Genomic DNA, 24,464 nt, shown 5'->3' with positions numbered 1-24,464 from the left:
CTGGACGCGTCCGGCATCATCCCGAGCGCAAGGAGCCCGTATGCCCTCCGCAGCCCAGACCCAGCCGTGGGACGTTCATCGACTGCCGTCCGCCCAGGACAGGAATGTCCTGGTCACCGGCGGCAACGCGGGTATCGGCTACTTCGTGGCCGAGCAACTCGCCGGTGCGGGGGCCACCGTCGTGCTCGGCAGCCGGGACATGGCGAAGGCCGAGACCGCGATGGCCTCGATCCGGTCGCGGGTCCCCGGCGCGCGGGTGCGCTCCCTGCGGCTGGACCTTGCCGATCTCTCCTCGCTCAAGGCCGCCGTGGCCGCACTGCCGCTGGACCGTCTCGACGCGGTCGTCCACAACGCCGGGGTGATGTTCGACCACCCGCCGCGCCGCGAGAGCCAGGACGGCCATGAGCTGATGTTCGCGACCAACCACCTCGGGCACTTCGCGCTGACGTGGTGGCTCGCGCCGCTGCTCGCGGCCGCCCCCGCGGCCCGTATCGTCACCACCGGCAGCTTCGCGGCGAAGTCCGAGCGGCTGGACCTCGACGACCTCCAGAGCACCCGGGACTACCGGCCCAAACGCGCCTACGGACGGTCCAAGCTGGCGCAGATGCTCTTCGGCCTGGAGCTCGACCGCCGCCTGCGGGCGGCGGGCGGCACGGCGCTGAGTGTGGTCACCCACCCCGGCGGCGCGCTGGACTCCCTCACCCCCTCGCGCCCACCCGTCCACCTCCGCACCACCGCCGCCCGGCTGCGCGGCCTGCCCGCCGGCCTGCTCGTCCAGGGCAAGGAGGCCGCCGCGTGGCCCGCGGTGCGCGCCGTGCTCGACCCGTCCGTGACCGGCGGGCAGCTGTGGGCTCCCCGGGTGTTCGGACTGCGTGGCCTGCCCCGGGTCGAACCCCTCTGGGACCACCTGGCCGACACCACGGTCGCGGCACGCCTGTGGGACGCGAGCCGGGAGCTGACCGGCGTCGACCCGAGTTCCGGCCTCGCATAAAGGACGTGGCGGGCGACTGCCACACTGATCGCGTGTTCGACTTCGGGATCCAGGACTACCGGCCGCGCTGGATGAGCGGCCCCCGCGCGGTCGGGCAGGTCCACGGAGCCCGGCTGCGGACCCTCATCAGCCGCCCCCTGACCCGGCTATGGGTGGTGTGGGATCTGGAGGACGACGAGTGGTTTCCGGACTGCCCCGTGTTGCTCGACTTCGACGGCGAGCAGGTGGAGATCAACCACTGGAAGCTCGACGAGCTCTCCCTCACCTGGAACGCCATCGATCCGCGCCGCCCCGTCGAGTGGCCGGGCTTCGCCCTCCGATGGCGTGACGACGCCATCCCCGAGGCGGCGCCTCTCCTGGGCCAACCCGTGCGCAACGTCGAGCTCCTCGAATGGACCGGCACCGACGCGGCCCGAGGAACCGTCGATGTCGGCTTCGTCTTTCCGCACGGCCGGATCACCGTCTACAACGCCCTCGACGAGAACGGCCTGTCCTTCGCCCCGCCACACCCCCTGTCCCGGCCGCACCCGCTCGGCTGAGCCCACCGTGGCGGAATAATCCTCGGTGCCGCCGGAGCTGGGGACACAGAGGCAGCAACAAGAACGAAGGTGCGCGAATGCACGGTGAGTACAAGGTGCCGGGCGGAAAGCTCGTGGTCGTGGACCTCGAGGTCGAGGACGGGAGGCTGCGGGACGTCCGGGTCGCCGGTGACTTCTTCCTGGAGCCCGACGAGGCGCTGCTCGCCATGAACCGCGCGCTGGAGGGCGCGCCCGCGGACACCGACGCGCGCGGGCTCGCGGCCCGGGTCGAGGCGGCGCTGCCGGAGGGCACGGTCATGTTCGGGTTCACCGCCGACGCCGTGGGCGTCGCGGTGCGGCGGGCGCTGGCGCATGCCACCGACTGGACGGACTACGACTGGCAGCTGATCCACGAGGGCCCGCAGTCGCCCGCCCTGCACATGGCGCTGGACGAGGTGCTGACCGAGGAGGTCGCGCTGGGGCGGCGGCCGCCGACGCTGCGGGTGTGGGAGTGGGCCTCCCCCGCCGTGATCATCGGCAGCTTCCAGTCGCTGCGCAACGAGGTGGACCCCGAGGGCGCGGAGCGCCACGGCGTCGAGGTGGTGCGGCGGATCAGCGGCGGCGGGGCGATGTTCGTGGAGCCCGGCAACACCATCACGTACTCGCTGTATGTGCCCGAGTCGCTGGTGTCCGGACTGTCCTTCGCCGACTCGTACGCGTACCTCGACGACTGGGTGCTGGGCGCGCTCGGCGACATGGGTATCGCTGCCTGGTACCAGCCGCTCAACGACATCGCGACCGACGCCGGGAAGATCGGCGGCGCCGCGCAGAAGCGGGTGGTGACCGGGTCAGGGGCGGTGCTGCACCACGTGACGATGTCGTACGACATCGACGCGGACAAGATGGTGGAGGTGCTGCGCATCGGCCGGGAGAAGCTGTCCGACAAGGGGACCAGGAGCGCGAAGAAGCGCGTGGACCCGCTGCGCCGGCAGACCGGGCTGGCGCGCGCCGCCGTCATCGACCGGATGATCGCCTCGTTCCGTGAGCGGTACGGGCTCGCGGAGGGCGCGGTGACGGAGGCGGAGGCGGCGCGGGCGCGGCGGCTGGCGGAGGACAAGTTCGGCTCGCGCGAGTGGACCACCCGGGTGCCGTGACGACGGCGGGGTCAGGTCCAGTTGGCCGGCTCCGCCAGGGCGTACGACGAGGCGATCCGGTGCTGGTCGTGGAGGATCGTCAGCGTGGACGCCCCGGCGGGTGTGCCGTCCCGCCAGGCCGTGCAGTAGATGCCGCTGGACCAGCGGATGGTCTGCGAGGTGGAGGGCAGCAGGGTGATGCCGGTCGAGCTCACGGTCTTCCTGCCGTTGAGCCACACCTCGTACGCGCCCTGGCCGTCCCCGGCCAGCTTGAGCCGTACGACCAGCCTGATCCAGGCGCCCCGCAGGTCGGTGATCGCTCCGACCGTCCCGGAGACCGCGCGGCCGCCGTACCGGATCTCGTCCCCCTGGACGAACATCAGCAGCCAGGGGCCCTCCGGGTCCTCGGGGGACCACTGCTGGAAGGTGACGTTCTGGTCGTGGAACCGCCAGTCGGGGGCCAGCCGGATGGCCTGGCCGTAGTAGCGGTCCTGGCCGACGCTCTGCGCGCCCCGCCGGAGGACTTCGGAGTGATAGCCCCCGGTTTCGTCGATGTAGGTCTGGGTCGCGTCCAGTGAGTGCGCGCCCTTGTAGGTCGGGGTGTCGATGGTGCTGATCGACCCCTGTTTCTGGGCGTAGCTGTAGTCCCAGCCCTCGACGCTGCCTCGGTTCTGGAAGTACACGCCCTCCGGCAAGTCATCGGCGGCCGATGCCCTGCCGGAGGGCGTGAGAGTGGCGAGTGGTCCGGCTAAGCCAAGACCTCCGAGCAATGTGAGTGCCTGTCGTCGCTTCATGCCGTCAGATGATGGGAGCGACCGCGGCAAGGGTCAAGGACTTATCCTGAAAAGGTCCGAGGATTACGCCTCGGAGGCCGTTTCCTCTCGCCGCCTCTCTCGCCGCCCCAGCATCAGCAGCGTGTAGAGGACGAGGGAGGTCCCGAGCCCGACCGCCCAGCCGTAGTCGCCCAGCGGCTTCAGAAACGGGATCAGCCCGTCCGCCGGGAACGGGCCCGCCGTGCCGGGGTCGGTGTGCGCGCCGCCGATCGCGAGCAGCCCGCCCGCCGCGAAGGCGGCGAGCGCCCGCCGGTTCCAGCCGCCCGAGTACCAGTAGCGGCCGCCCTCGCGGTAGAGGTCGGGGAGGTGGAGGAAGGTGCGGCGGATGATCCAGTAGTCGGCGATCAGGATGCCCGCGACGGTGCCGAGGAGCGCGCCGACCGTGTCGAGCCAGGTGAAGATGTACACATCGGGGCTGGAGTACAGCTTCCAGGGGAAGATGACGACCCCGACGACCGCGGCGATGATCGCGCCCACCCGGAAGGTGATCTTTCCGGGCGCCATGTTGGACAGGTCGAAGGCGGGCGAGACGACATTCGCCGCGATGTTCACGGACACGGTGGCGATCAGGATCGTGATCAGCGCGAACAGGACGCCCGCCCCGTTGTCGATCTTGGCGGCCACCTGCTCCGGCTGCCAGATGGGGGCGCCGTAGACCGCCTGTGTACCGGAGGTCACCAGGACCGAGAGCAGGGTGAAGAGTGTCATGGTGGTGGGCAGGCCCAGCGACTGGCCCCAGAACTGGGAGCGCTGGTTGGCCCCGTAGCGCGTGAAGTCGGGGATGTTGAGCGACAGGGTCGACCAGAAACCGATCATCGGCATCAGGGCGGGGAAGAACACCGACCAGAAGTCGCCGCCCCAGCCGAGCCGGGAAGGCTGGTCCAGCAGCGGGCCCAGGCCCCCGGCCTTGTTCGATATCCAGATCAGCAGGGCGATCGCGCCGATGATGACGAACGGCGCGGCCCAGTTCTCGAAGCGCCGCAGGGTCTCCATGCCGCGCACGATGATCGCGATCTGGAGGGCCCAGAAGAGCGCGAAGGACAGCCAATGGGTCCATGGATAGCCGCCGAAGGAGGCGGCGCCGGTCCACCGGTCGCCGAACAGCTTCCCCGCGAGGAGGAAGATGGCCGCCCCGCCGATCCACGTCTGGATGCCGAACCACGCGCACGCCACGGCCGCGCGGATCAGCGCCGGGAAGTTCGCGCCCCGCACGCCGAAGGAAGCGCGGGCGAAGACGGGGAACGGGATGCCGTAGCGCGGGCCGGCATGGCCGGTGAGCAGCATCGGCACCAGCACGATCACATTGGCCACGGCGATGGTCAGCACCGCCTGCTTCCAGTCCATGCCGAGCTGGATGAGGCCGGAGGCTAGCGTCCAGGTGGCCGCGTTGTGGGCCATGCCGACCCATAGGGCGGTGAAGTTGTAGGTGTTCCAGGTGCGTCCGGCGACGGGTACGGGCAGCAGGTCCGCGTTGGCGTACGGCCCGGTGGGGGCAGCGGCGCCCACGGGCAGCTCGACGCGGCCGTCCGGGTGGGTCATCTGGGCAGCGGTCATGGGGCCCCTCTTCGTTCGACAGCGGTTTCGACAGCGGTGAGGAGGACGGGAACCATGTGCGGGTGTCGGGGGGAGGGGGAGGGGGAGGGGGACGGTCAGCTGGTCAGCGCCGGGATGACGCGTTCGCCGTACGCGTCGATGGTCGCCTCCTTCGCGTCGTGCATGGCGTAGATCGCGAACTGGTCGACCCCCAGCCCGCGCAGCACGCGCAGTTTGTCGATATGGGCCTCGGCCGGGCCGAGCAGACAGAAGTGGTCGACGATCTCGTCGGGGACGAAGCCCGTGCTGGGGTGCCCCGTGCGGCCGTGGTGGCCGTAGTCGTAGCCCGCGCGTCCCTTGATGTACGCGGTCAGCGCCTCGGGGACGGCGTCGGAGTGTTCGCCGTAGCGGCTCACCAGGTCGGCGACGTGGTTGCCGACCATGCCGCCGAACCAGCGGCACTGCTCACGCGCGTGGTCGAGGTCGTCCCCGATGTACGCGGGGGCGGCGACGCAGATGGTGAGGGAGTCCGGGTCGCGCCCGGCGTCCGCGGCGGCGTCCCGCACCGCCTTGACCATCCACCCCGTCAGATACGGGTCGGCGAGCTGGAGGATGAAGCCGTCGGCCTTGCGGCCGGTGAGGGCGAGCGCCTTGGGTCCGTAGGCGGCCATCCAGACGGGCAGCCTGCCGCCCTCGACCCAGGGGAGCTGCACGGGGGTGCCGTCGACGACCGCCTCCCGCCCCTCGGCCAGGTCGCGGATGGCGTCGATGGCCTCGCCGAGGCGGGCGAGGGTGTTCGGCTTGCGGCCCGCCACCCGCATGGCGGAGTCGCCGCGGCCGATGCCGCACACGGTGCGGTTGCCGTACATCTCGTTGAGGGTGGCGAAGGTGGAGGCGGTGACCTCCCAGGTGCGGGTCCCGGGGTTGGTCACCATGGGGCCGACGATCAGCCGCTCGGTGTGTTCCAGGATGCGGCTGTAGATGACGAACGGCTCCTGCCACAGCACGGCCGAGTCGAACGTCCAGCCATAGGTGAAGCCGGCGCCCTCCGCGCGCCTCATCAGATCGACGACCCCCGACGCCGGCGGATCGGTCTGAAGGACGAGTCCGAAGTCCATACTCGCTCCCAGGTCAGTCCAGGTAAGGGTCAGCCCGGATACGGGTCAGTCCAGGTACTGGCAGGTGTCGCGCGCGATGTACTGGCCGTGCCCCGCACGCCCCGTGAACCGCCGCCGGTCGATGACGGTTTCGCCGCGCGAGAGCACGGTCTCCACCTGTCCGGTGATCCGCTTCCCCTCGTACGCCGAGTAGTCGACGTTCATGTGGTGGGTCTCGGCGGACATCGTCTGCTCGGCCCGCGGGTCGTAGACGACGATGTCCGCGTCCGTGCCGGGGGCGATGGTGCCCTTCTTCGGGTAGAGGCCGAACATCCGGGCCGGGGCGGCACAGGCGATCTCGATCCAGCGGCGGCGCGAGATATGACCGTCCACGACCGCCTGATGGAGGAGGTCCATCCGGTTCTCCACGCCCGGCAGCCCGTTGGGGATCTTGGAGAAGTCGCCGCGGCCCAGCTCCTTCTGGCCCGCGAAGCAGAAGGGGCAGTGGTCGGTGGAGACGACCTGAAGGTCGTTGGTGCGCAAGCCCCGCCACAGCGCGGCCTGGTGCTCGCGGGGCCGCAGCGGGGTGGAGCAGACGTACTTGGCGCCCTCGAAGTCCGGCTCGGCGAGGTTGTCCGTGGACAGGAAGAGGTACTGGGGACAGGTCTCGCCGAAGACGGGAAGCCCCTTGTCGCGGGCCTGGGTCAGCTCCGCGACGGCCTCCTCGGCCGAGACGTGGACGACATACAGCGGGGCCCCGGCCACCCGGGCCAGCTGGATCGCGCGGTGGGTCGCCTCCGCCTCCAGCAGCGCCTTGCGGACCTCGCCGTGGTAGCGGGGGTCGGTCCTGCCCTCGGCGAGGGCCTGCTCGACCAGGACATCGATGGCGATGCCGTTCTCGGCGTGCATCATGATCAGCCCGCCGCCCACGGCACCGCGCTGCATGGCCCGCAGGATCTGCCCGTCGTCGCTGTAGAAGACGCCCGGGTAGGCCATGAAGAGCTTGAAGGACGTGACGCCTTCCCCGACGAGGAGGTCCATCTCCTTCAGCGAGCCCTCGTTGACGTCGGAGAGGATCATGTGGAAGGCGTAGTCGATCGCGCACCGGTCGGCCGCCTTGGCGTGCCAGGCGTCGAGGCCCTCGCGCAGCGAGTGGCCCACGGACTGGACCGCGAAGTCCACGATGGTCGTCGTGCCGCCCCAGGCGGCGGCGCGGGTGCCCGTCTCGAACGTGTCGGAGGCGGACGTGCCGCCGAACGGCAGCTCCATGTGGGTGTGCGCGTCGACCCCGCCCGGGATGACGTACTTGTCGGTCGCGTCGATTGTACGGTCGGCCGTCCAGCCCTGGGCGTACGCGCTGTCGGGCGCCGCGAGGGCGGCGACGCGGCCGTCCTCGACAAGGACGTCGGCCCGGGTCTCCTCGGCGGCGGTGACGACCAGGCCGCCACGGATCACGGTGCGGGACATCAGCGTGCGCTCCTTCCGACCTCGCCGGCCACTTCCGCCGATCCGTCCGCCATGGCCTGCGCCGCGCGGAGCGCCGTCGCGAGGATCTCCGCGCCCTCCTCCGCCTCGGCGGCGGTCAGGCTCAGCGGCGGGGCGACGCGCAGCACGCTGCTGTTGTGGCCGCCGCCCTTGCCGAGCAGCAGCCCCTCCTCGCGGGCCACCTCCAGGACGGCCGAGGCCGCCTCGGGCGACGGCCGGCCGCTGCCCGGCTCGACCATCTCGATGCCGATCATCAGCCCCCGGCCGCGCACCTCGCGTACGACGTCGAGCCCGGCGGCCGCGGCGCGCAGCCGGTCCATGAGCAGCCCGCCGACGCGTCGCGCGTTGCCCTGGAGGTCGTGTTCGAGGAGGTAGGTGAGGTTGGCGAGGCCGGCGGCCATGGTGACCGGGCTGCCGCCGAAGGTGGAGATGGAGTTGGCGTCCAGGCAGTTCATGACCTCTGCGCGGGCGACGACCCCGCCGATGGACATGCCGTTGCCGATGCCCTTGGCGAAGGTGAGGACGTCGGGCGGGCCGGAGGCGGCGTGCGCCTGCCAGCCCCAGAAGTGGTCGCCGGTGCGCCCCCAGCCGGTCTGCACCTCGTCGCTGATCCACAGGATGCCGTGCCGGTCCAGGACCTCACGGAAGGCGGCGAACAGCCCGTCCGGCGGGGAGGTGAAGCCGCCGACGCCCTGCACGGGCTCCGCGATCAGCGCCGCCACCTGGCCGTACGCCTGGCCCAGGACGTCCTCCAGGTCCGCGACACACCCCTTGATGAACTCGGCGTCCGACAACCCGGCGTACGGGCCGCGGCCGCGCACCCCGCCGTGCACGTACAGCGTCTGAAGCGGGGACAGGCTGGTCGGCGACCACGAGCGGTTGCCGGTGATGCCGACGGTCGAGAACGACCGGCCGTGGTAGCTGTTGCGCATCGCCAGGATCTGGTTGGAGCGCCGGAGCGTGGTGGCCAGGAGCAGGGCCGTGTCATTGGCCTCGGTGCCGGAGGTGGTGAAGAAGACGCGCGGGTCGGGGATGCCGGACAGCTCGGCGACGCGCTCGGCGAGCTCCACCATGGGGCGGTCGAGATAGAGCGTGGAGCTGTGGATGATCCGCGCCGCCTGCTCGCCGACCGCCTTGGTGACCTCGGGGAGGGCGTGGGCGGTCATGGTGGTGAGGATGCCGCCGAAGAAGTCGAGGTAGCGGTGGCCGTCGGCGTCCCAGACGTGGCGGCCCTCGCCGTGTGTCAGCTCGATCGGCCGCTCGTAGTAGAGGGCGAGCCAGTCGGGCAGCACGGCCTTGTGCCGGGCGTACAGATCGTCACTCACGGCTTCACCAGCCCCTCGTAGGCGTCAGGCCGCCGATCCCGGTAGAACGCCCACTGCCGGCGCACCTCGTCGATCAGGCCGAAGTCCAGGTCCCGGACGACCAGCGCCTCTTCCTTGTCGCCGGCCGCCTCGCCGACCAACTGGCCGCGCGGGTCCACGAAGTAGCTGGTGCCGTAGAAGTCGTTGTCGCCGTACTCCTCCACGCCCACGCGGTTGATCGCGGCGATGAAGTACTCGTTGGCGACGGCGGCCGCGGGCTGTTCCAGCTGCCACAGATACGCCGAGAGGCCGCGCGAGGTGGCCGAGGGGTTGTAGACCAGCTGGGCGCCGGCCAGGCCCAGCTCCCGCCAGCCCTCCGGGAAGTGACGGTCGTAGCAGATGTACACGCCGACCTTGCCGACGGCCGTGTCGAACACCGGCCAGCCCAGGTTCCCCGGTTTGAAGTAGTACTTCTCCCAGAACCCCTTGACCTGCGGGATGTGGTGCTTGCGGTACTTGCCGAGGAAGCTGCCGTCCGCGTCGATCACCGCCGCGGTGTTGTAGTAGAAGCCGGACTGCTCCTCCTCGAAGACCGGCACCACCATCACCATGCCGGTCTCCCGGGCCAGCTCCCGCATGCGCCGGACCGTCGGCCCGTCCGGGACCGGCTCCGCCCAGCGGTAGTGCTCGGCCTCCTGCACCTGGCAGAAGTACGGGGCGTTGAACACCTCCTGGAAGCCGATCACCTGGGCGCCCTGGGCGGCCGCCTGCCGGGCGTACTCCTCATGCTTCGCGATCATCGATTCGGTATCGCCGGTCCAGGTGCACTGGACGAGCGCGGCACGTACGACGTTGGGCATGGTCAGCTCCTTCGCCTTCGCAGGCGTCTACGCACGTAGATTCCGGCTGTGGAAAGAACGTAAAAGCGCACCGACCACTCTGGCAATACCGCGGCCGTTACTCAACGAAGACGTTCACGTTTCGTGTTATGTCAGGCAAGGCCGGGCACTCCCGGCAGCCCCGCGACGCGCAGCGCGTGCGCCAGGTCGTGGTGGCTGCTGGACGACACGCCGCTCGCGGCGTCCAGCAGCAGCGGCACCAGCTCGGCCGGCGCGTTCACCGCGGCCTGCGCGGCCTCGTCGGGCTTACGGGCCCTCACCAGGGCCTCCAGCAGAAACGCGGCCTCCGCGCTGCTGCCCGCGGCCAGCAGCGCGAGCACCGTCTGCGCCACCTCGGTGACGGGGCGGGCGACGCTCTGCCGCAGCAGCCGCGCGCCGTCCGCGCCGCGCCCCGAGGCGACCAGCGCGTCGGCGGCGGCGGCCAGGGCGGTGGGCGGCAGACAGGCCACCTCCCACAGCAGGGTGGCCACATCCGCCTCGAGACCGGCGCGCTCCAGCTCGGCGGCCAGTAAAGGGAGCCAGGGTGCGGGCCAGGCGGCGGCCTCGCACAGCAGGACATGCGCCTCCCCGCCCCGGCCCGTCGCGCGCAGCCGCGCCAGCCGGGCCACGGCCTCGGCGGCGGCCTGCCGCGCCTCGGCGGTCCGCGCCGCCTCCTGCGCGGCGCGCCGCGCGTCCTCCTCCTGCGCCTTGAGACGCCTGCGGCGCTTCGCGCCGTCCCCGCCCTCGTACGCCCCGGCGAACCGGGCGCCCCGGGGCGTGGCCCTGTCTCCCGGCTCGGCGGCCTCCCCGGCCTCGGCGACTTCTGCGGCCTCGACCGCGGTGGCCTCGACCGCGGTGGCCTCGACCGCGGTGGCCTCGACCGCGGTGGCCTCGACCGCGGTGGCCTCGACCGGCGCGGCCCCGGCGAACCGGGCCCCGCGCGGCCGCGACACGGGCGCGGACTCCTCCAGCCCCGCGAACCGCGCCCCGCGCGGCCGGGCCCGCCCGCCCGGGGCGGGTCCGGCGCCGCCGGGCCCCGCACCTGCCGCCGCCGCAGCCGGTCCGGCCGGGCCGCCCCCGGGTCCTGCGGCGGCCCTCATGCCACCGGACTCCGTGCCCGCCCCGGTCGCAGGTGCGCCACCGCCACCGCCAGCGCCCCATTCCTCAGCCGCCGCGCCTCCCGGGCCGCCATCGGCCGCCCAGCGGCCGCCCATGGGCGAGGTCCGTCCCGGCTCCGCCGACCCGGCGGCCCACTCACCCCGTCCGGCTCCCGCCGCCCCGACCTGGCCGGGCCCCCCGCTCCCAGGACCGCCCGGCGCGTCAGCCGTGACCCCGGGACCGCTGCCGACCGCCCAGGCGTCACCCACTCGCGGGACGCGCCCGTGCCCGGCCGACGGGGCGGGTCCGGCGGGCGCCGCGGCCCCGGGACCGCCGCCGGCCGCCCAGCGACCGCCCATGGGTGAGGTCCGTCCCGGCTCCGCCGACCCGGCGGCCCACTCGCCCCGTCCGGCTCCCGCCGCCCCGACCTGGCCTGGCCCCCCGCTCCCAGGACCGCCCGGCGCGCCGGGCATGCCCGCCGGGCGCGCGGCCCCGGGACCGCCGGGCTCGGCGGGCTCCTGCCCGCCGCCCGTCTCCTCGTACGCCGCGGCGAACCGCGACCCGCGCGGCCGCCGCATCCGTGCCGCGGCTCCGCCCGCCGGCCCGCCCTGCCCGGAGCCCGTTGCCGCCGCCTCGTCGCGGAACCACCCCTCGGGCACGGCGAGACCACCCGGCGCGCCCGCGGAAGGCGGCAGCGCGGCCAGGCGGGCGCGGAGCTCCTCGCAGCGGGCGGTGGCCCGCTCCCAGTCGTCGCGGGCCCATGCAAGGTCCGTCGAGAGCCGCTCCCGGGCGTCGGCATCACCGTCATCCTCGGCGGTGGCGTCGCGTACGGCGGCATGCAGTTCGCGTTCGCGCTGCGCCGCCTGCCGCTGCTCGCGGAGCATCGCCTCGAGCCGGTCGCGGAGGGCGGGGCGGCCGCCGACCGTGGTGTCGTACGCGGTGACGGACGCGCGGTAGAGGCCCGCGGCGCGGGCGGCGGCCTCTTGGGCCACCTCGGGGCCGCGCTGGGCGGAGAGGTCCTGGAGCAGGGCCTGGACCACGTCCCAGGGCGGCACCTCCCGCCCGTCCAGACAGGCCCGTATGCCCTCCGGGTCGCGCTGCGCGAAGACGCCGTACCAGCCCTTCTCCGCGTCCAGACGCCTCGTCAGCGCACGCAGATAGCGCGCGAACTCCGCAACCTCAGCCGGGAGTTGACCGCCGGACATGGTCATCCCTCTCCCCGTGGACCCGTGGACGATTCCCCCTCCAGTGGGCACGCATTCGACACCCTTTGTGTTACGGGAACGGTTACGAACGTGCTACGGGAGTTTTTCCGGCTCCGCACACACCGCCCGACCACGTCCGATCACGGCCGACGGCGGCCGACCGTGACCGAATCACGGTCGGCCGCCGCGGGGCGTCACTTCGCCGGGCGCACCACCATCGCCGAGCCGCCGCCGCGCCGTACGGTCTCCGCCGCAGCCAGCCAGCGCCCGTCGGGCAGCCGCTGCACGCCGGTCGCCGCCCCGATCTCCGGGTTCTGCTTGAAGGAGTGGCCCAGCGCCGTGAGCTGCCCGCGCAGCGGGCTGTTCCACAGCCCCGGCTCCAGCTCGGTCTGCGCGGCGTTGCGCTGGCTGGCGCGGGGCGCGGCGATCGCGTCGACCAGTGGCATGCCGCGGTCCACGTGGTTCAGCAGGGTCTGGAGCACGGTGGTGATGATGGTGGCGCCGCCGGGCGAGCCGAGCGCGAGCACCGGGCGGCCCTTGTCCGTCACGATCGTCGGCGACATGGACGAGCGCGGCCGCTTGCCGGGGCCGGGCAGGTTCGGGTCGTGGACGGCGGGGTTGGCGGGCGCGAAGGAGAAGTCGGTCAGCTCGTTGTTGAGCAGGAAGCCACGGCCGGGCACGGTGATGCCGCTGCCGCCGGTCTGCTCGATCGTCAGGGTGTAGGCGACGACGTTGCCCCACTTGTCGGCGACCGTCAGGTGGGTGGTGTTCTCGCCCTCGTACGTGGTGGGGGCCGCGGTCCCGCCGGTGTCGCAGCCGGTGGGCCGGCTGGGGTCACCGGGCGCGAGCGGGCTGCTCAGCACCGCGTCGGCCTTGATCAGGCAGGCCCGCGAGTCGGCGAACCGCTGCGAGGTGAGCCCCTTGGTCGGCACGTCCTCGAAGGCCGGGTCGCCGACCCAGCGCCCGCGGTCGGCGAAGGCTATCCGGCTCGCCTCGATGTAGCGGTGCAGATAGTCGCGGTCGCTGAGCTTGGTGAGGTCGGTCTTCTCCAGGATGTTGAGCGCCTCGGCCACCGAGGTGCCGCCGGAGGAGGACGGGGCCATGCCGTACACGTCGAGGCCGCGGTACGAGGTCCTGGTCGGGGCCTGGCGCTTGACCTTGTACGCCCGCAGGTCCTGCTCGGTCAGATCGCCGGGCCGTACGGTGCGCTGCGCGGCGGGGTCCACGGGCGGCTTGCGCACCGTACGGACGATGTCGCGGCCCAGCTCGCCCTTGTAGACGGCGCCAACGCCCTTCTTGGCCAGCAGGGCGTAGGTGCGGGCCAGGTCGGGGTTGGTGAAGGTGGAGCCGACGACCGGCAGTTCGCCGCCGGGCAGGAACAGCTCGGCGGTGGCCGGGAAGTCCTTGAAGCGGGCCTGGTTGTCGGCGGTCTGCTGACGGAACGTCGCGTCGACGGTGAAGCCGTCGCGGGCGATGCGCTCGGCGGGCTTCAGCACCTGGGCGAGTGAGCGGGTGCCCCAGGTGTCGAGCGCGGTGTCCCAGGTGCCGGGGGTGCCGGGGGTGCCGATGCTGAGGCCGCTGGTGACGGCGTCGGCGAAGGGGATCGGCTTGCCGTCCTTGTCGAGGAAGAGCTTCTCGTCCGCGCTGCGCGGCGCGGTCTCGCGCCCGTCGAGAGTGAACACCTTGTGCTGCTTGGCGTTGTAGTAGACGAAGTATCCGCCACCGCCGACGCCCGCCGAGTACGGCTCGGTGACGCCGAGCGCGGCCGCGGTGGCCACGGCCGCGTCCACCGCGTTGCCGCCGCGTCGCAGCACCTCGATTCCGGCCGCCGAGGCGTCCGCGTCCACGCTGGCGACCGCGCCGCCGTAGCCCTCGGCCACTGGGGACTTGGCGGGCGTCGCGGCCGGGGCCTCCCCGGCCGGTGCGCCGCCTCGCGCCCCCGCCGGGGCGACACCGAGCGCCACGACGAGACCGGCTGTCGCGGCGAGGGCCGGGAGTCGGCGCAGCGCGGTGGTAAGAGCTGGTGTCGTGGCTGACGTTGCGGGCGTTACGGCTGGTCTTGCGGGGTGCGCCATCCGGGCCTCCAAGCTAACGGCGGGGGCCGGAGCCTACCGGTGAGCGTCCGGGAAACGACAGGGGGCGCACAGAAGGCGAACACGCCCACAAGCTCGAACAAACACCCGCATCAAGGCTACGATGCGCGGCCATGAATGACACAGTGCAGGACCTGATCGCCGCCGGCGCGGCCCTGGTCGTGGGCCTGGCCCTCGGATGGGCCGTGCACTCAGCCCAGACGCGCCGCAAGCGCGCCCGCGAACAACTCTTCTTCGGGCTGCCCGACGGCTCGGAGTGCGTCCTGGTCACGCACCGGGACAGCACCTCCGCTCACTGGAGCATCCCGCGCCATGACGCGCTCGCGCTGCTCGGGATCGCCGCCGTCGTCGAGAACTGCGGGGCGCACGCGGAGGTGGCCCCGCACGACACCGGGCTCCAGGGCTTCGGCGCGCGCACCGAGTTCTGCGTCGGCGACCCGACCGCGCACCGCCGCCTCGCCGCCCATATGACGAATCTGCTGCCGGGGGTCGCGGTCCACCAGGGAGACGAGACCCAGGAGCGGGGCTCGTTCACGATAGGCGGCACCGAGTACCGGCCGGAGCCCGGCGAGGTGGAGTACGTACTGCTGGCCCGGCTCACGGCGGCCGAGGGCGGCCGCCCCGTCTTCCTGGCCGCCGGCCAGCGCCCGGTCACCCATCGCGCCGCGATCCGCCACCTCGTACGCAACCGCACCCGGCTGGCCCGCAAGTACGGCACGCAGGGCTCCTTCTGCCTGCTGCTGAAGATCGTCAACTCGCAGGCGTACGGCCCGGACGTGGTCGAGGTCGTCGCGGACGTCACCAAGGCCGCCACCTCGCCGCCCTCGCGCCCGCGCGCCGCGCACAAGGCGGACTGACCGCGTTTGCGGTGGATATGGGACAGCGACACACCGTGGCTTCGGCGTGTCGCTGTCCCATAATCACCACAAACTCAGACGGGGAAGCCGGGCGTCCGCCAGATCTCGCCGGCCGCGGTGACCGCCAGGGCCTCGTGCCCGTCGAGGGCCTCGGTCCAGGCGTGGGCGCCCGCGCCCATGGCGAAGGCGGCCGTGGCCAGGGCGTCGGTCCAGGTGAGGCCGTGGCCGGTCAGGGTGAGGGAGGCCAGGGCGGTGGCGGGTTCGCCGGTGTGCGGGTCGAGGACGTGGGACCCGCGCTCGGCCGTGCCGGAGGTGGCGACGGCCAGGTGGTCGCGGCCCGTGACGACGGCGCACAGGGCCCCGGGGCGCAGCGGGTGGGCGATGCCGATGCGCCAGGGGACGCCCGGGGCCGCCTCGCCCCGCAGCTGGATGTCCCCGCCCCCGTTCACGCAGGTGTTGTGCGCCCCCGCCGCGTAAAGGATCTCCGAGGCCCGTTCCACCGCCCAGCCCTTGACCATCCCGGACGGGTCGAGCCGGCCGCCCGGCGTGTGGCTGAACCAGCCGTCGGTGGCGCGCGCCGCCGCCTCGCACAGGCCCAGCACCTCCGCCACCTCGGGCCCGCACCGTTCGGGGGCGAGCTCGCCGCGGCCGAGCCGGCTGATGGCGCTGGCCGGGCGGTAGGTGGAGAAGACCTCGTCCACGTGGTGCAGCCACGCCACGGCCTCCTCCAGGGCCCGGCCGATGGCGGGCGTGGCCGGGTCGCGGATGTCGAAGGAGAAGACGGTGCCCATGGCGTGCTCGGCGTGACGCACACCGTGCCGCGGCTCAGACACCGGCCTTGTCCAGGGCGCTCTGCAAGGACTGGACATAGCCCTCGCTGGTGTAGGTGGCGCCGGACACCGCGTCGATCTGCGCGCTCTGGGCGGTGAGCGTCTCGCTGGTGAGCTGCGGCACCGCGTACGAGGCGATCTGCTGGGAGCGGCCGTCGCCGGACGGGGTCTGCACCGCCCTGACCGCGGTGATCTTCCCCTTGGAGAAGGTGACGGCGAGCTGCACGGGGCCGTAGCGGGTGTTGATCGTGGAACCGGTGTAGGTGCCGGTGGGGCCCGCCGGGGTGGTGTGCGCGGCGGACGGCGACGAGGGCGACGGCGCCGCCGAGCCGCTTGAGGAGGAGGACGAAGAAGACGGAGAAGGGGAGGACGGAGAAGGGGAGGACGAGGAGGGGGACGGGGACGGCGGCTGGGCCGCGACCGCCACTGTGGGGGTGTGGTGCGGTTTGAGGGACAGCAGCAGGACCACTCCCGCGACGGTCGAGGCGGTGGTGAGGGCGGCCTTTCGCACGGCCGGGGCTCCTTTGCGGTTCGGGTCAGAAGGCGAACGACTCGTGGTGGATGCGGCGGCGCGGCACCCCCGCCCCCCGCAGGGCCCGCTGGGCGGCCTCCGCCATCCCCGGCGGGCCGCACAGGTACACATCGCGCTCGGCGAGGTCCGGGACCAGCCGGCGCAGGGCGCGCGTGGTCAGCGGGGAGGAGTACTCGACCGGCTCGTCGACGACGTAGTGGACGATCGCCCCGCGCGCCACCGCCAGCTGGTCGAGCTCCGCGCGCAGCGCCAGGTCCTCGGGCCGCCGGGCGCGGTAGATGAGCGTCACCTCGCCGGGCAGGGTCTCGAACAGCGCCCGCAGCGGGGTGATGCCGACCCCGCCGCCCAGCAGCAGCACCTTCTCCGCGCGCCGGCGGCGGGCGGTGAGCGCCCCGTACGGCCCCTCGGCGAGCACCCGGGTGCCGGGCTTGAGCCGGGCCAGCGCCTCGCTGTGACCGCCGGCCGCCTTCACCGTGATCCGCAGGAAGGAGGGGTGGGCGGCGGCCGAGAGGGAGTACGGGTTGGCGGCCCACCACAGGCCCGGCGCCAGAAAGCGCCAGCGGAAGAACTGGCCGGGCTCGGCGCGCAGCTCGTCCAGCCGGTCCCCGGTCACATACACCGAGACGACGCCGGGCGCCTCGGGCCGGACCTCCGAGACCCACAGCCGGTGGCGCAGCGCCCGCCGCGCGGGCACCGCGAACCGGAACCACAGCAGCAGCGCCGCCACCCCGCCGTACAGCGCGTACCAGGCCAGCTGGGCCGGGCGGTTGCCGACGAAGTCGGCGCCGTTGGACAGCTGGTGGCCGAAGACCAGGAAGACCGCCAGGTAGGTGGCGAAGTGCAGCAGGTGCCAGGTCTCGTACGAGAGGCGGCGGCGGGCGGCGCGCGCGGACAGGACGCCGGTGGCCAGGAAGAGCAGGAAGCCGATGGTGCCCTTGAGGAGGTCGGGGTAGTGGAAGACCAGGGTGGTGGTCTGGTCCACGACGCCGGTGTGCGAGGTCAGCGCATAGCCCCAGATGATCAGCAGGGTGTGCGCGAGGGCGAGGGAGACGACGTACCGGCCGCCCATCGCGTGCCAGCGCGCCAGCCGGTCGCTGCCGATGGTGCGGTCCAGCACCGGCACCCGGGCCATGAGCAGCAGCAGGACGGCGCACGCGTATCCGGCGAGCAGCCCGGTGATGCGCCCGGCGCCGGTCAGCCAGCCCGCCGTGCCGACGACGGAGGTGGTGTCGCTCCACCACAGGGCCAGGACGGCGGCGGCGCCCGCCCAGATCGCGAGCTGCGAGAGGGCCGCGACGGAAAGGGGCGGGTGCGGGGGCGCCCCCGGGGCGGGCGGCCGGGCGCGCGGCGCGGTGGCGCGGCGGTCGTGGACGGTGGTGGCCACGGGGTCGTCCTTTCGCGGCGGGGCGTGCGATGCACAGCCGGGTTACGGTGCGGTCAGGGCGCTCAGCCTCACAGGCCAACTTCTGAAGACCCTCTGAAAAGGCTTTGAAGGGGAGGTTCCGGACACGATTCAGAGGAAACTCAGAGCGAACTCAGAGGGACCCCGGGGCCCGCCGCTTCGCGCGCCGGGGGATGCTGGATGTGTCATGGAAAACCACACCACGGACCCCTTCCTCCTCCGTCGGCCGGACGGCACCCCCGTCCGCGTGCTCGTCGTCGACGACGAGCCCGATCTGACGGAGGTGCTGTCGGGCGCCCTGCGCGGCGAGGGCTGGCGGGTCCGTACGGCGGCCGACGGCGCGTCCGCGCTGGCCGAGGCGCGCGCGTTCCGCCCCGACGCGGTCGTGCTGGACTGGATGCTTCCGGACACCGACGGGCTGACCGTGCTGCGCGCGCTGCGGGCCGAGCTGGAGGGCGTGTGTGTGCTGTTTCTCACCGCGCGCGACTCCGTGGAGGACCGGATCGCGGGGATCACGGCGGGCGGCGACGACTATGTGACCAAGCCGTTCAGCCTGGAGGAGGTCCTGGCCAGGCTGCGCGGGGTGCTGCGCCGGGCCGGGATGGCGCGCGGGCGAGACGTCCACCAGGCCGACCGGCTGGTGGTGGGCGATCTGGTGATGGACGAGAAGGCGCGGGAGGTCACCCGTGGCGGGGTGGTGGTCGAGCTGTCCCGCACCGAGTTCGAGCTGCTGCGGTTCCTGATGCGCAATCCGCGCCGGGTGCTGTCGAAGGCGCAGATCCTGGACCGGGTGTGGTCGTACGACTTCGGCGGCCAGGCCCATGTGGTGGAGCTCTACATCAGCTATCTGCGGAAGAAGATCGACGCGGGGCGGACCCCGCTGATCCACACCGTGCGCGGGGTCGGGTATGTGCTCAAGCCGAACGAACCCGGCGCATCGGAGACACCTTGAGCCGCCCGTCGCTTCCGCGCGCGCTGCGCGCCGCGCTCCCCCGCACCCTGCGGGCCCGGCTGACCACCGGCCTCGTGGTGCTGCTCGCGGTCGCTTCCGTGGCCGTGGGCCTGGCCACGGTGCTCGCTCTGGAGGGCTTTCTGGTGCGCCGCCTGGACCAGCAGCTCACCGCGGCGGGCGGGCGCTTCCCGGCGAGCCTGGAGCACGGCGAGCGGCGGCCGGACGCCGACAACCGGCCCGATACGCGCGGCCAGTCCGCGTACACGTTCGGCGCCCGGCTGAAGGGCGGCGAGGCCACGCAGGCGGCGGTGGTGCGGGACGACACGGATGTCACGGTGCCGCTCACCGGCGCCGATCGGCGCACCCTGGCCGGGGTGCCGGCCGACGGCCGCGGGCACGGCGTCCGGCTGTCGGCGATCGGCGAGTACCGGGTGCTGGCGGTGCGCGGGGACGACGGCGACGTCCTGATCACCGGCCTGCCGCTGCGCCCGGTGGAGGAGACCGTGCACCGGGTGGAGCTGGTGGAGGCGGTGGTCTTCGGGTCCGCGCTCGCGGTGACGGGCGTGGCGGGGGCGCTGTGGGTGCGGCTGTCGCTGCGCCCGCTGCGGCGGGTGACCGCCACCGCGGCCGGGGTGGCGCGGCTGCCGCTGGCCAGCGGCGAGGTGGCGATGCCGGCGCCGGTGCCGGACACCGATCCGCGCACCGAGGTCGGCCAGGTGGGCGCCGCGCTGAACCGGATGCTCGGGCATGTCGGCGACGCGCTGGCCAGCCGCCACGCCAGCGAGGAGCGGCTGCGCCAGTTCGCCGCGGACGCCAGCCATGAGCTGCGCACCCCGGTGGCCTCGGTGCGCGGCCACGCCGAGCTGGCGCTGCGCCACCCCGGGCCGGTGCCCGGCGAGGTGCGCCACGCGCTGGAGCGGATCCAGTCGGAGTCGGAGCGGATGAGCACGCTCGTCGACGATCTGCTGCTGCTCGCGCGGCTCGACGCGGGCCGGCCGCTGGCCCGCGACCCCGTCGACCTGACGCGGCTGGTGCTGGACGCGGCGGGCGACGCGCGGGCGGCGGGGCCGGAACACCGCTGGACGCTGGAGCTGTCCGAGGAGCCGGTGACCGTCGTGGGTGATGAGCACCGGCTACAGCAGGTGGTGGCCAATCTGCTGGCCAACGCCCGTACGCACACGCCGCCGGGCACCGAGGTGGCGATCCGTCTGGCGGCGCGCGCGGGGCGAACGGAGCCGGCGGAGCTGACGGTGACGGACGACGGTCCTGGCATCCCCGAGGCGCTGCTGCCGGAGGTGTTCGAGCGCTTCGCGCGCGCCGACCCCGGCCGCGCGCGGGCCGCGGGCGGCACCGGTCTGGGGCTGGCCATCGTGCGCGCCGTGGTGTCTGCGCACGGCGGGGCGATCGAGGTGACGAGCAGGCCGGGGAAGACGGTCTTCCGGGTCACCCTGCCGGACGGGCGGACGGCGGGGGCGGAGCCGCCGATCGTTACCCACGCGTAACTTACCGGCCTATTACCACCGGTAAGCCAGCACGGTTACCGTCGGGTCACTTAGGGGCTGTCAGGCGCCGGACACGCCCTTCTGCCGGTCCACTCCCCCTCCAGGAGCGACAGTGACCCACGCCCGCAAACCGCTGCGCGCCACCGCCGCAGCCGCCGTCTCGGCGACCGTGCTGGCCGGTGCCGCCCTCGGCCTCGCCCCCGCCGCGCAGGCGGCGGCTCCCCCGCCCCCGCCGCGGGCCGCCGCCCAGTCGGCGGCCTCGTCCGTACGGTTCGTCGACATCCCCGGCGACGGCGGCGTCACCCTGGCCGCCAACGTCGTCACCCCCCGCGGCGCGGACGGCTCGCAGCGCCTCCCCCTCGTCGTCCTGCCCACCAGCTGGGCCCTGCCCCAGGCCGAATATCTCGCCCAGGCCCAGAAGCTGGCCGACTCCGGCTATGTCGTGCTCAGCTACAACGTCCGCGGCTTCTGGCAGTCCGGCGGGGAGATCGAGACCGCCGGACCGCCCGATGTCGCCGACGCCTCCAAGGTCATCGACTGGGCGCTGGCCAACACCCCCGCCGACCCCGGCCGGATCGGCATGGCCGGGGTGTCGTACGGCGCCGGGATCAGCCTGCTCGCCTCCGGCTTCGACAAGCGGATCAAGGCCGTGGCCGCGCTGAGCGGCTGGGCGGATCTGGTCGGCTCCATCTACAGCGGCCGCACCCAGCACGCCCAGGCCGCCGCCCTGCTCAGCGGCTCCGGTGAGCTGCTCGGCCGCCCCAGCGCCGAACTCCGGCAGATCTTCCAGGACTTCCTCGGCTCCGACCTCACCAAGGAGCAGGAGATCGTCGAGTGGGGCCAGAAGCGCTCCGCCGCCACCTACCTCGACCGGATCAACGCCAACGGCACGGCGGTCATGCTCGCCAACGCCTGGGGCGACTCCATCTTCCCGCCCAACACCTACGCCGACTTCTACGAGAAGCTGACCGGCCCCAAGCGCCTGGAGTTCCGGCCGGGCGACCACGCGACCGGCGAGCTCACCGGGCTGCTCGGCCTGCCCAACGACACCTGGGACGACGCCAGGCGCTGGCTCGACCGTTACGTCAAGGGCGAGCGCAACGGCATCGACCAGGAGCGGCCGGTGCAGCTCAAGTCCCGTACGGGGGGCGGCTACGAGGGCTACCCGAGCTGGTCGGCCGTGCCGTCGGGCGAGCGCCGGATCGACCTCGGCGAGACCCGGCAGATCGCCGCGAACGCCGACTCCGGCGCCAACGCCGGGACCGTGCTGCTGACCGGGGCACTGGACCAGTTCCTGAAGATCCCGCCGCTGGTCTCGGTCCCGCTGCTGTCGCGCGAACGCGCCGCGGTCTGGCAGACCGGGCGCTACGACGCGGCGCAGCGCATCCGCGGCACGGTGTCGCTGCACACCACCGTGACCAGCGACAAGTCCAGCGGCACCGCGGTGGCCTACCTCTATGACGTGGACGCGCTCGGCGTCGGGAAGCTGATCACCAACGCGCCGGTCACCTTCCACGACCGCACTCCCGGCACGCCCTTCGCCGTCGACCTGGACCTGTTCTCGACGGCGTACGACGTCCCGGCCGGACACCGCCTCGCGCTGGTCGTCGACACCGTCGACCCGCTGTATATCGAGCACAACCCCGACGGCGCGCACCTCACCTTCTCCTCCCCGAAGACCGACCCGTCGTATCTGTCGCTCCCGGTCCGGGACTGAGGAGGCGCGAGCGCCAGGACAACGGGCGCGCCCGTCACGGCATCGTGTCGCCCGGGAGCATCGTGGCGGGCTCGGGCGGGGCCACCTTCACCGCCTCGGTCTTCACGCTGCGCCGCTCCCGCTTGGCGACCCAGTTGGCGAACCACGACAGCAGCATGCACATCCCGATGTAGACCGGGGAGATGACCATGACGACGGGGATGAACGGAAGGCCGTAGTCGAGGTTGCCGGCGATGAGCTTGCCCGCGTGCAGAAACTCCTCGTAGGTGATGAGAAAGCCGAGCGAGGTGTCCTTCAGCGCGACCACCAGCTGGCTGATGATGGCCGGCAGCATCGCCCGCACCCCCTGCGGCACCAGCACATGCGCCATGACCTGCGTCTTGCGCATGCCGAGTGAGTACGCCGCCTCGCGCTGCCCGCGCTCGACGGAATTGACGCCCGTACGGAACACCTCGGCGAGCACCGAGCCGTTGTAGAGGGTCAGTCCGGCGACGAGCGCGGGCAGCGGCTGCACCTTGAGCGCCACGAACACGAAGAAGATCATCACCAGCACGGGCATGGCCCGGAAGAACTCCACGACCAGCGTGGCCACCCACCGCACCGGGCGGTGCTCGGACAGCCGCCCGGCGGCGAGGACCCCGCCGAGGACGAGGGAGAAGACCGCGGCGAGGGCGAAGGCCTTGAGCGTGTTGCCGAGCCCGCGCAGCAGCAGGAGCTGGATGCCCTTGTACTCGAAGGGCCGCCACTTCTCGGCCGCGAACTGGCCCGTGTGGATGAGCAGATAGACGATCCAGGCGAGCAGGAGCAGCAGCACGACCGCGGCCAGCAGCCCATAGGCGCGGTGGCGGGCCCGGGCGTGCGGGCCGGGGACGTCGTAGAGGGCGCTGGCGGTGGTCATCGGGGCACCCCCCAGCGGCGCTCCAGCACATGGAAGAGCGCGCTGATGGCGAGCGTGATGATCAGATAGCCGAGGGCGATCCAGACGAACGTCCAGATGATGTTGTAGCCGAGCTCGTTGAGCGGTTTGTACGTGCCGAGCAGCTCGGTCACGCTGAACGAACCGGCGATGGCGGAGTTCTTGGCGAGCGCGATCAGGGTCGAGCCGATCGGCGGGATGACCGTGCGGAACGCCTGCGGCAGCACCACCGTGCCGAGGGTCTGCGGGAAGTTCATCCCGAGGCTCCGGGCCGCCTCGCCCTGCCCGACCGGCACGGTGTTGATGCCGGAGCGCACCGCCTCGCAGATGAACGCCGAGGTGTAGCAGCCGAGCGCGAGCACCGCGAAGGTGAAGAACGGCAGGACGAGCCCGAAGCGGGGCAGGCCGAGCATCACCGCGAAGAAGAGCAGGGTCAGCGGCGTGTTGCGGAGCACCGTCACCCACGCGGTGCCGAAGGCCCGCAGCGGGGCGACGGGCGCCACGCGGAAGCCGGCCATCAGCACGCCGAGCGCGAGCGCGAGCAGCGAGGCGTAGACGGTCAGCTGCACGGTGCCGAGGAAGCCCTCGCCGTAGAGGGAGAAGTTGTGCGTGAGAACGTACATGGGAGGGCGGTCCTGGGGTCGGTCGGGGAAGGGCGGAGCGGGTTTCTCAGCGCGGCGGGTAGCGGTCGACGGGCGGTGGCTTGGGGGCGGGCACCCCGGACAGGCCGAGGGTCGCGTTGTACGCCTTCAGCCAGTCGCCGTTGCGCTCATGGGCCTCGATGGCGTCGTTGAGGGCAAACCGCAGCGCGTTGTCCTTCTTCGGCACGCCGATGCCGTACGGCTCCTTGGAGAACGGCCTGCCGACGACCTTCAGCTCGCCCGGGGCCTTGGCCGCGTACCCCAGCAGGATGGTGTTGTCGGTGGAGACCGCGTCCACCTGGAGGCTGATCAGGTTGTCGACGCACACCGAGTAGGTGTCGTAGGCGACGGTGCGGGCCTTGGGGTAGTCGGTCTGGAGGCGCATCAGCGGGGTGGAGCCGGCCACCGAGCACACGGTCTTGCCGGCCAGGTCCTGCGGGCCGTGGATGTCCTTCTCGTCCTTGCGGACCAGCAGCGACTGGCCGGCCATGAAGTAGGGGCCGGCGAAGCCGACCAGGCGCTTGCGGAGCGGGTTGATGGTGTAGGTGCCGACGTAGTAGTCGATCTGGCCGTTCTGGAGGGCGGTCTCGCGGTTGGCGGAGGCGATGGTCTTGAACCTGATCGTCTTCGGGTCGAAGCCGAGGGAGGCCGACATCATCTTGGCGATCTCGATGTCGAAGCCGGAGTAGCGGCCGGTGGCCGGGTCCCGCTCGCCCAGGTACGGCTGGTCCTCCTTGGCGCCGACCACCAGATAGCCGCGGCGCTCGGCCTTCCGCCAGGTGGGAGAGGAGGGCAGCCGGAAGCCGGTGTTCACCTTGTAGGCGGGCAGCGCGCCGGGCTTGGGCCCCTTGACCGGCGGGCTGCCCTCCTTGCCGCAGCCGAAGACCGCGGCCGGCAGCGCCATGGCGAGGGCCAGGGCGGCGAGCGCGCGGCGGGTGCGCGTCATG

General features: G+C 72.7%; 21 protein-coding genes. 7 read left to right on the top strand and 14 right to left on the bottom strand.

Going from position 1 to position 24,464, the window contains the following annotated elements; all coding sequences use genetic code 11:
• Positions 1–40 precede the first annotated feature (40 nt).
• From ACZ4WQ_RS23310 to ACZ4WQ_RS23300, 3 genes are all read left to right on the top strand, one after another.
• On the top strand, positions 41–991 hold the full coding sequence (locus ACZ4WQ_RS23310; protein ID WP_398373840.1) for an SDR family NAD(P)-dependent oxidoreductase: 951 nt from the start codon (positions 41–43) through the stop codon (positions 989–991).
• Positions 992–1,023: 32 nt separating this feature from the next.
• The gene (locus tag ACZ4WQ_RS23305; RefSeq protein WP_398373839.1) at positions 1,024–1,530 is read left to right on the top strand and encodes a hypothetical protein; all 507 of its coding nucleotides are present in this window, start codon (positions 1,024–1,026) and stop codon (positions 1,528–1,530) included.
• A gap of 77 nt (positions 1,531–1,607) precedes the next feature.
• A complete protein-coding gene (locus ACZ4WQ_RS23300; RefSeq protein WP_385341128.1) occupies positions 1,608–2,663 on the top strand; it encodes a lipoate--protein ligase family protein in 1,056 nt (351 codons plus the stop codon).
• 11 nt (positions 2,664–2,674) lie between these two features.
• Here the strand turns inward: ACZ4WQ_RS23300 and ACZ4WQ_RS23295 are convergent, their stop codons facing one another.
• The 8 genes from ACZ4WQ_RS23295 to ggt all read right to left on the bottom strand — a co-directional run bounded on the left by ACZ4WQ_RS23295 (position 2,675) and on the right by ggt (position 14,150).
• On the bottom strand, positions 2,675–3,325 hold the full coding sequence (locus ACZ4WQ_RS23295) for a polysaccharide lyase (RefSeq protein WP_398373838.1): 651 nt from the start codon (positions 3,323–3,325) through the stop codon (positions 2,675–2,677).
• A gap of 174 nt (positions 3,326–3,499) precedes the next feature.
• Positions 3,500–5,029 carry an NCS1 family nucleobase:cation symporter-1 gene (locus ACZ4WQ_RS23290; protein WP_385341132.1) on the bottom strand — a complete coding sequence of 510 codons (1,530 nt, stop codon included), beginning with the start codon at positions 5,027–5,029 and terminating at the stop codon, positions 3,500–3,502.
• A gap of 95 nt (positions 5,030–5,124) precedes the next feature.
• The gene (locus ACZ4WQ_RS23285; protein ID WP_385341134.1) at positions 5,125–6,126 is read right to left on the bottom strand and encodes a TIGR03842 family LLM class F420-dependent oxidoreductase; all 1,002 of its coding nucleotides are present in this window, start codon (positions 6,124–6,126) and stop codon (positions 5,125–5,127) included.
• Positions 6,127–6,171: 45 nt separating this feature from the next.
• Positions 6,172–7,575: a dihydropyrimidinase gene (hydA, locus tag ACZ4WQ_RS23280; RefSeq protein WP_385341288.1), complete on the bottom strand. Its 1,404-nt coding sequence runs from the start codon at positions 7,573–7,575 to the stop codon at positions 6,172–6,174.
• A complete protein-coding gene (locus ACZ4WQ_RS23275; RefSeq protein ID WP_311723411.1) occupies positions 7,572–8,915 on the bottom strand; it encodes an aspartate aminotransferase family protein in 1,344 nt (447 codons plus the stop codon). Before ACZ4WQ_RS23275 ends, hydA begins: the two co-directional genes overlap by 4 nt.
• On the bottom strand, positions 8,912–9,754 hold the full coding sequence (locus tag ACZ4WQ_RS23270) for a nitrilase-related carbon-nitrogen hydrolase (RefSeq protein ID WP_311723412.1): 843 nt from the start codon (positions 9,752–9,754) through the stop codon (positions 8,912–8,914). The genes ACZ4WQ_RS23275 and ACZ4WQ_RS23270 overlap by 4 nt, the downstream gene beginning before the upstream one ends.
• A 131-nt stretch (positions 9,755–9,885) precedes the next feature.
• Positions 9,886–12,075: a hypothetical protein gene (locus tag ACZ4WQ_RS23265; RefSeq protein WP_398373837.1), complete on the bottom strand. Its 2,190-nt coding sequence runs from the start codon at positions 12,073–12,075 to the stop codon at positions 9,886–9,888.
• 194 nt (positions 12,076–12,269) lie between these two features.
• On the bottom strand, positions 12,270–14,150 hold the full coding sequence (ggt, locus tag ACZ4WQ_RS23260; RefSeq protein WP_385341140.1) for a gamma-glutamyltransferase: 1,881 nt from the start codon (positions 14,148–14,150) through the stop codon (positions 12,270–12,272).
• Positions 14,151–14,281: 131 nt separating this feature from the next.
• On the opposite strand from ggt, the gene ACZ4WQ_RS23255 reads away from it, so the two are divergent.
• Entirely contained in the window at positions 14,282–15,025 is a 744-nt protein-coding gene (locus ACZ4WQ_RS23255; protein WP_311723415.1) for a hypothetical protein, read from the top strand.
• Positions 15,026–15,099: 74 nt separating this feature from the next.
• Here ACZ4WQ_RS23255 and ACZ4WQ_RS23250 read toward each other — a convergent pair whose 3' ends face one another.
• From ACZ4WQ_RS23250 to ACZ4WQ_RS23240, 3 genes are read right to left on the bottom strand one after another with little or no spacing between them, the layout of a single operon-like run.
• Entirely contained in the window at positions 15,100–15,816 is a 717-nt protein-coding gene (locus ACZ4WQ_RS23250; protein ID WP_394816730.1) for an FAD:protein FMN transferase, read from the bottom strand.
• A 34-nt stretch (positions 15,817–15,850) separates the two neighbouring features.
• Entirely contained in the window at positions 15,851–16,366 is a 516-nt protein-coding gene (locus tag ACZ4WQ_RS23245; RefSeq protein ID WP_398373836.1) for an FMN-binding protein, read from the bottom strand.
• Between the two features lie 25 nt (positions 16,367–16,391).
• The gene (locus ACZ4WQ_RS23240) at positions 16,392–17,771 is read right to left on the bottom strand and encodes a ferredoxin reductase family protein (protein WP_398373835.1); all 1,380 of its coding nucleotides are present in this window, start codon (positions 17,769–17,771) and stop codon (positions 16,392–16,394) included.
• A gap of 205 nt (positions 17,772–17,976) precedes the next feature.
• Here ACZ4WQ_RS23240 and ACZ4WQ_RS23235 point away from each other — a divergent pair, with 205 nt between their 5' ends.
• The 3 genes from ACZ4WQ_RS23235 to ACZ4WQ_RS23225 all read left to right on the top strand — a co-directional run bounded on the left by ACZ4WQ_RS23235 (position 17,977) and on the right by ACZ4WQ_RS23225 (position 21,960).
• Positions 17,977–18,741, top strand: coding sequence for a response regulator transcription factor (locus ACZ4WQ_RS23235; RefSeq protein WP_361188575.1), 765 nt, complete (start codon positions 17,977–17,979; stop codon positions 18,739–18,741).
• 23 nt (positions 18,742–18,764) lie between these two features.
• Positions 18,765–20,243: a sensor histidine kinase gene (locus ACZ4WQ_RS23230; protein ID WP_398374012.1), complete on the top strand. Its 1,479-nt coding sequence runs from the start codon at positions 18,765–18,767 to the stop codon at positions 20,241–20,243.
• A gap of 112 nt (positions 20,244–20,355) precedes the next feature.
• A complete protein-coding gene (locus ACZ4WQ_RS23225) occupies positions 20,356–21,960 on the top strand; it encodes an alpha/beta fold hydrolase (protein WP_398373834.1) in 1,605 nt (534 codons plus the stop codon).
• Positions 21,961–21,994: 34 nt separating this feature from the next.
• Here ACZ4WQ_RS23225 and ACZ4WQ_RS23220 read toward each other — a convergent pair whose 3' ends face one another.
• The 3 genes from ACZ4WQ_RS23220 to ACZ4WQ_RS23210 are packed head-to-tail and all read right to left on the bottom strand — an operon-like array spanning position 21,995 to position 24,463.
• On the bottom strand, positions 21,995–22,858 hold the full coding sequence (locus ACZ4WQ_RS23220) for an amino acid ABC transporter permease (protein ID WP_311723421.1): 864 nt from the start codon (positions 22,856–22,858) through the stop codon (positions 21,995–21,997).
• Positions 22,855–23,499, bottom strand: coding sequence for an amino acid ABC transporter permease (locus ACZ4WQ_RS23215; protein ID WP_352128838.1), 645 nt, complete (start codon positions 23,497–23,499; stop codon positions 22,855–22,857). The genes ACZ4WQ_RS23220 and ACZ4WQ_RS23215 overlap by 4 nt, the downstream gene beginning before the upstream one ends.
• Before the next feature lie 46 nt (positions 23,500–23,545).
• Positions 23,546–24,463 carry a glutamate ABC transporter substrate-binding protein gene (locus tag ACZ4WQ_RS23210; RefSeq protein WP_398373833.1) on the bottom strand — a complete coding sequence of 306 codons (918 nt, stop codon included), beginning with the start codon at positions 24,461–24,463 and terminating at the stop codon, positions 23,546–23,548.
• Position 24,464 lies beyond the last annotated feature (1 nt).

This window comes from Streptomyces sp. NPDC028305 (genome assembly GCF_055569495.1).
This window is presented reverse-complemented; position numbering and strand designations above follow the sequence as displayed.

Bases quoted from the DNA above. Each gene is read 5' to 3' on its own strand.
- ggt (WP_385341140.1), bottom strand. From the start codon at position 14,150: ATGGCGCACCCCGCAAGACCAGCCGTAACGCCCGCAACGTCAGCCACG.
- ACZ4WQ_RS23285 (WP_385341134.1), bottom strand. From the start codon at position 6,126: ATGGACTTCGGACTCGTCCTTCAGACCGATCCGCCGGCGTCGGGGGTC.
- ACZ4WQ_RS23215 (WP_352128838.1), bottom strand. From the start codon at position 23,499: ATGTACGTTCTCACGCACAACTTCTCCCTCTACGGCGAGGGCTTCCTC.
- ACZ4WQ_RS23265 (WP_398373837.1), bottom strand. From the start codon at position 12,075: ATGTCCGGCGGTCAACTCCCGGCTGAGGTTGCGGAGTTCGCGCGCTAT.
- ACZ4WQ_RS23235 (WP_361188575.1), top strand. From the start codon at position 17,977: ATGGAAAACCACACCACGGACCCCTTCCTCCTCCGTCGGCCGGACGGC.
- ACZ4WQ_RS23210 (WP_398373833.1), bottom strand. From the start codon at position 24,463: ATGACGCGCACCCGCCGCGCGCTCGCCGCCCTGGCCCTCGCCATGGCG.
- ACZ4WQ_RS23255 (WP_311723415.1), top strand. From the start codon at position 14,282: ATGAATGACACAGTGCAGGACCTGATCGCCGCCGGCGCGGCCCTGGTC.
- ACZ4WQ_RS23220 (WP_311723421.1), bottom strand. From the start codon at position 22,858: ATGACCACCGCCAGCGCCCTCTACGACGTCCCCGGCCCGCACGCCCGG.
- ACZ4WQ_RS23300 (WP_385341128.1), top strand. From the start codon at position 1,608: ATGCACGGTGAGTACAAGGTGCCGGGCGGAAAGCTCGTGGTCGTGGAC.
- ACZ4WQ_RS23290 (WP_385341132.1), bottom strand. From the start codon at position 5,029: ATGACCGCTGCCCAGATGACCCACCCGGACGGCCGCGTCGAGCTGCCC.
- ACZ4WQ_RS23250 (WP_394816730.1), bottom strand. From the start codon at position 15,816: ATGGGCACCGTCTTCTCCTTCGACATCCGCGACCCGGCCACGCCCGCC.
- ACZ4WQ_RS23270 (WP_311723412.1), bottom strand. From the start codon at position 9,754: ATGCCCAACGTCGTACGTGCCGCGCTCGTCCAGTGCACCTGGACCGGC.
- ACZ4WQ_RS23310 (WP_398373840.1), top strand. From the start codon at position 41: ATGCCCTCCGCAGCCCAGACCCAGCCGTGGGACGTTCATCGACTGCCG.